We start from the raw sequence: 1,209 nt of genomic DNA, 5'->3' as shown, positions 1-1,209 counted from the left end.
CACCAATCAGTTTTTCATTCGCCAAACTTTTTTGAATAGCCTTAGCGACCCAAACACCGCCGGTGCGAATCCCGACAAACTCATAGTCAGTGATATTCTTTTCTGCCAAATAATGGCTTAGTTGCTGTGACATCGCACCCAATAAGGCTTCTACAGCTTGTTCATCATGCATTGTCAGTTCCTTTATTGTCACTCATTGCTGCAAACCAGCTTTCTAGTATTAAACATGCTGCGGCACCGTCAACCGAGTGATCCCCAAAATCTACGTACCGACCCGTTCTAGCTTTCACCGCCTGCTTAGCTTCGAAGCTTGAGAGCCGCTCATCCATCATATCGACTGGTTTATTAAAACGGCCTTTTAAGCGCTTACCGAACTTCTTCGCTCGCAATGACATATCGCTTTCAGAGCCATCCATATTCAAAGGTAAACCAACGACAAAGCCTGTCGGTTTCCATTCTTCTACCAATTGTTCAATTACTTCCCAGTCAGGAATCCCCTCTCTGGCTTTAATGGGAGCAAGCTCTGATGCGGTTTTAAGTAGGCTATTCCCACAGGCAACACCGAAGCGCTTTACACCAAAGTCAAAACATAAGTAGGTCAAGGCTTCATTGGTCATTAAGCGTGACCTATCTGGCCACTGAGCTGGTCTGCCTTAATACCGAGAATATCCATCGCCATTGTCAGTTTTTTGCTATCGTCGTCAGCAAACAATATGTCCTGAGACCCGGGGCAAGTGAACCAAGTGTTTTCTGTGAGCTCACCTTCTAACTGCCCCTCTCCCCAACCAGCATAGCCAAGGGCAACCAGATAGGTTTGTGGCCCGGTTCCCTGTGCAATGGCTTCAAGGATGTCTTTAGATGTGGTGAGTTTCAGTCCGGATGATAACTCTAGCGTAGATTGCCAACATTTTTCACCATCATGAAAGATAAAACCACGATCTCTTTGGACCGGCCCGCCAGCGTAAATTTTGGCATCAGTATCAATCGTCATACTGATATCTAACTGTTCGAGTAACTCAGCCAAGCCAATATCGGTAGGGCGGTTAATCACAACGCCCATTGCGCCATCGCTGCTATGATCACAAATATACGTCAGAGACCCTGAGAAGTTTGGATCTTTCATCTGGGGCATTGCGATCAGAAACTGATTTTCTAAATGGCTACAAATAGCTGGATACTCCACTCTTGTTATAAGAAAAGGTGCGAATC

General features: G+C 45.8%; 2 protein-coding genes. Both read right to left on the bottom strand.

Annotation, left to right across the window (positions count from 1 at the left end; genetic code table 11):
* Positions 1-164: 164 nt before the first annotated feature.
* Positions 165-617: a Holliday junction resolvase RuvX gene (gene ruvX / locus A3735_RS26765; protein ID WP_068508683.1), complete on the bottom strand. Its 453-nt coding sequence runs from the start codon at positions 615-617 to the stop codon at positions 165-167.
* The coding region (locus tag A3735_RS26760; RefSeq protein ID WP_369820566.1) for a YqgE/AlgH family protein at positions 617-1,209 on the bottom strand (593 nt) is incomplete at its 5' end. The genes ruvX and A3735_RS26760, both read right to left, overlap by 1 nt.

The organism is Oleiphilus sp. HI0061 (assembly GCF_001635675.1).
This window is presented reverse-complemented; position numbering and strand designations above follow the sequence as displayed.

Excerpts from the sequence above, each read along its gene's own strand:
- ruvX (WP_068508683.1), bottom strand. The coding sequence starts at position 617 with ATGACCAATGAAGCCTTGACCTACTTATGTTTTGACTTTGGTGTAAAG.